At 52.2% G+C, this 3,648-nt stretch carries 3 protein-coding genes; all 3 read left to right on the top strand.

The features are described 5' to 3' along the window. The coding region (locus tag PsB1_RS11695) for a Tle-like phospholipase domain-containing protein (protein WP_284361806.1) at nucleotides 1-1,696 on the top strand (1,696 nt) is incomplete at its 5' end. Between the two features lie 89 nt (nucleotides 1,697-1,785). Next, nucleotides 1,786-2,445 carry an ankyrin repeat domain-containing protein gene (locus tag PsB1_RS11690; RefSeq protein ID WP_284361804.1) on the top strand — a complete coding sequence of 220 codons (660 nt, stop codon included), beginning with the start codon at nucleotides 1,786-1,788 and terminating at the stop codon, nucleotides 2,443-2,445. Nucleotides 2,446-2,804: 359 nt separating this feature from the next. Beyond that, on the top strand, nucleotides 2,805-3,648 hold an 844-nt coding region (locus tag PsB1_RS11685; RefSeq protein WP_420887923.1), incomplete at its 3' end, for an ankyrin repeat domain-containing protein.

Below are 3,648 nucleotides of genomic sequence, written 5' to 3'. Positions count from 1 at the left end.
AACCCTGGGCGATGTCACCCCCTCCACCCCAGAAACCCCCCAAGCCCCCCAAGCCACCCCGCCGAAGAAGAAAAAATGTGGTGGGCTTGGCCAGATTTTGTTGGTGGTGATTGCTGTGGTGGTGACGATTGTGACACAAGGGGCGGCCACGCAACTAGCTGCAAGTATGCTGAGTGTCGGTACCAGTTCCGCCGCCGCTGTTATTGCTGGGGGTGCTATGGCAGCAGCAGCAGGCTCTATTGTCTCCCAAGCTTTTGGTGTGGCGACGGGGATACAAGAGAAATTTGACTGGAAGGCTGTGGCGCTGGCCGCGATCAGTGGCGGTGTTGGGGGTGCTGTGTCGAGTGTAGCGGGCGCAGCTCAGTCTATGGTAGGGGCCGCAATTCGTGGTGCCGCCACCAACGCAATCAGCCAAGGCATCGCCGTCACGATGGGCCTGCAAGATAAGTTCAACTGGGCAGCGGTTGCGGCGGCGGGTGTTGGGTCGGCGGTAGGGCATGGCATGCGTGGCGCGATCGGTGCCAAGCCGCTTTCTGGGGACGGCTCGTCCCGCGACCTTGGCAATATTGGCAAGAATTTAGTCGTATCAGGGGCCGATGCCATCGCCCAAGCCGCGAGCCTATCGCTGGTCAATGGCACTGACTTTGGCGACAATATCCGCGCCAGCCTGCCGTCGGTACTGGGCAATGTGATTGGTTCATCGATTGCGGGGGGGATTCAAGGGCTTGAAGACGCTAAGCTTCAGCGTAAGATAAGTGCCGCCTTGGGCTCTCCTGCAACCGATGCGGAGTCAAAGGCTATAAATGCTGCAATTGCAACTTATCCTGTGACCGCATTACAATGGGGTGGCACGGGTGTTAGCGCCGCGGATGCCCATAAAATAATGCTAGACAGGATGCGGATGGATCAATTGGCAGCAACAGCTCTTGGTAAAAAAGCAGGGTTTCAGAAACTCTATGCCGATTTCCAAGCCGGCCTCACAGCAGCTGATGCTTATAACACCGTGTCAAATCAAACTATTCTTGGCGACAAAATTCGTCGAGTCGAGTCGGGTGCTTATGTGAATGGTTTGGTAACCGACGACGGCACCTCCGGCTATCAAGGATATTTGTACCACGTTAAAAATGGCGATCGATACGTATTCGCAAATGCTGGAACAAACGATTTACCTGGACAGTATCAAGACAAGATAACCGACTGGAATCTTGGTGGAAATCAAAAGGTACCGCAACTAACAATTGCGCAGGATAACGCGCGTCAACTCATTCGTAATCAAGTCCCCAATCTAAGCTTCGCTGGTCACTCATTGGGCGGTGCGCTTGCCATTATTCAGGGTCTGACCGTTAATGCGCCCGTGGTCACATTTAACTCAGCACCGTTTAGTGCGACGATGGCAAGTGTGTATAAAGTTAGCCTATCAAAAGCCAATAATCTGATTACAAATTACCGAGTGGCCAATGATCCGCTTTCTCTCGCTGAAGATAACCGTATGGTATTGGCTGTGGGTGCAATAACAATTGCTGGAGCCATGGGTGGGGCAGACGGCATCCGTTCTCCTCTTGCGCGTGATGCAGCTACTCACGCGTGGAATTTTACCCCTCCACCGGGCAAACACGTTCGACTGCCTGTGGGAGCGTTAGACCCTAACGCAGCCCACCAAATGGTCAATGTTCTTGATCTCATGGCGCATAGATAGTCATGGCACTGTCGCATTTTGGGAAACAGACAATGAAATGGCTCACCATCATCTTTTCGCTGGCTCTCGCTTCAGGAGGTGTTTACCTAATGCCGAATTCATCTGTTCCGTTGGCGTCCATGAGTGACGCGGATACGGATTTGTTTTGGCGTGAAGCTTCTGGGCCGAACGGCGAACGCAACCCCGCCGCCATACCACTTTATCAAGCGGTTTTTGCGCATGATCGTGAGGCTGTAGCAAAGCTTCTTGATCAAGGTGCCTCCCCCAATACAGTGCTTTACGCTAAGCGTTGGTCACCGTTGATGGTAGCCATTGCTTATCAAGACAAAGACATAGTCGATCTTTTGTTACAACGTGGTGCTGATATCAATTATGTTTCAAACGATCCGGCCACCTATACCCCTCTTGGGGTAGCGCTTAATGCTGCCTTAGCCGATGCATTGAGCCGCGGAGGAAATGCTCCAAAAATTGATTTTGCGATGTTTGAGTATCTTCTAGATGCCGGTGCTGATGTGAATGTCGAATTCGGCTACAATAACGACATTGCGATCTTCTCCGCAACTCAAGGGCAAATGAATGTCGTTAACAAGCTTCTTGCATCAGGATATCAGCGCGATCTAGGCGAGCTTAGAGAAACACTCAAAATCAGACAGGTCAACGAAGAAGGCCAAGCTGACAAGGATCGTGCAATTGTAACAATTGATCGGATGCTGGCAAGTTCTGCTACGGATTTAAAGCCCCCTAAGTAACTCTTCAGCAATGCGTTTCGCGCTTAGGATGCGCTCCATTCGGAATGCCGCCGTCAAGTCGGCAGTGAAAACCGCCTCGGAACGCCTTTACGCCATGCTCTGCCTGCGCAAAGGCCGTATTCGATTTTTTGCGCGCAAGCTGGGGTGTCAAGAGGCGCGCTTGGCGCGTCGGCGCAGCCGATTTCACCTCTTGACACCCCATCTCGCGCAGAGACCATGGTGACGCGGCTTCAAGGCAAGCAGAGCGCGTCCTTGAACGGTTCCGAGTCGTCTTTTGCATTGCCGCGATCAAATCCACTTTAGGTTTCGCTTGACGAAGCGCCATTCCAAGGCTGGAATGCACGCCGAGCGCGCAGCGCATGTCGATAGGGCACAAGGGGCAGATTATGGTGAAAGCAGGGGTAGCAGGCGCGCTTTTGGTCGGGGCAAGCCTTTTAGGAATATTTATGATGGACCCCAAACTGGGCGGAAAAACGATTGATCAAACTTTCGCTGACCCTCAAGTGGCGAAGCTTGCAAAAGCCGCCTGTGCCGGCAAAACATCGAAGATTGCTCAACTGATCGCGGATGGGGTCAAGGTTGATGCACAAGGCCAAGACGGCATGGTGGCGATGTTTTATGCCCTAAAATGTGAGCAGCCAGCCGCCTTGGAAGCTTTGCTGAAAGCCGGGGCCAACCCCAATCACGCGGGCAAGGATGGCATCACCGGCACTTATGCAGCAGCATCTTATACCGATCCCATCTATTTAAAATTAATGCTTAAATATGGTGGCGATCCAAACTTACCATTGGCCGATGGGGATACGATTTTTTTACAAGCCTTCACAACAGGGCAATATAGTGGAAAATGGGACCATTTTCAGTTGCTCTTGGATTATGGCGTAGATGTTAATTTACCTAGGTCCAAAGGGGGGGGGGGCATTGCAGATTATGCGGCAGCGGTTGGGCATCCCAGCAAGGCCGTTCTCTTGTTGGAGAGGGGCTATAATTACAAGCTGGAGGAACTTGCAAGTGCGATTTATGGCAATCCGATGAATGCCGTAAGCGCTAGGTACCCAAATCCTTTAAGGAATGAGCCAGAATACAAATATCTGGCGATCGCTGCCCGGATGTTAAAGGAACGTGGAGTCGATACCGAGAAAGTTAAGCGCGAAGTCGATGAGTTTGACAAGCGCGTCGGTGCTGGCCTTCGGCACGATTATA

It is taken from the genome of Candidatus Phycosocius spiralis (genome assembly GCF_030158815.1).
Taxonomy (GTDB): domain Bacteria; phylum Pseudomonadota; class Alphaproteobacteria; order Caulobacterales; family Aquidulcibacteraceae; genus Aquidulcibacter; species Aquidulcibacter spiralis.
The sequence above is the reverse complement of the archived record's forward strand: the minus strand, read 5'-3'. Positions and strand labels throughout refer to the sequence as shown.

What these genes read in the sequence shown, in the direction of transcription:
- PsB1_RS11690 (WP_284361804.1), top strand. Translation starts at nt 1,786, where the DNA reads ATGCCGAATTCATCTGTTCCGTTGGCGTCCATGAGTGACGCGGATACG.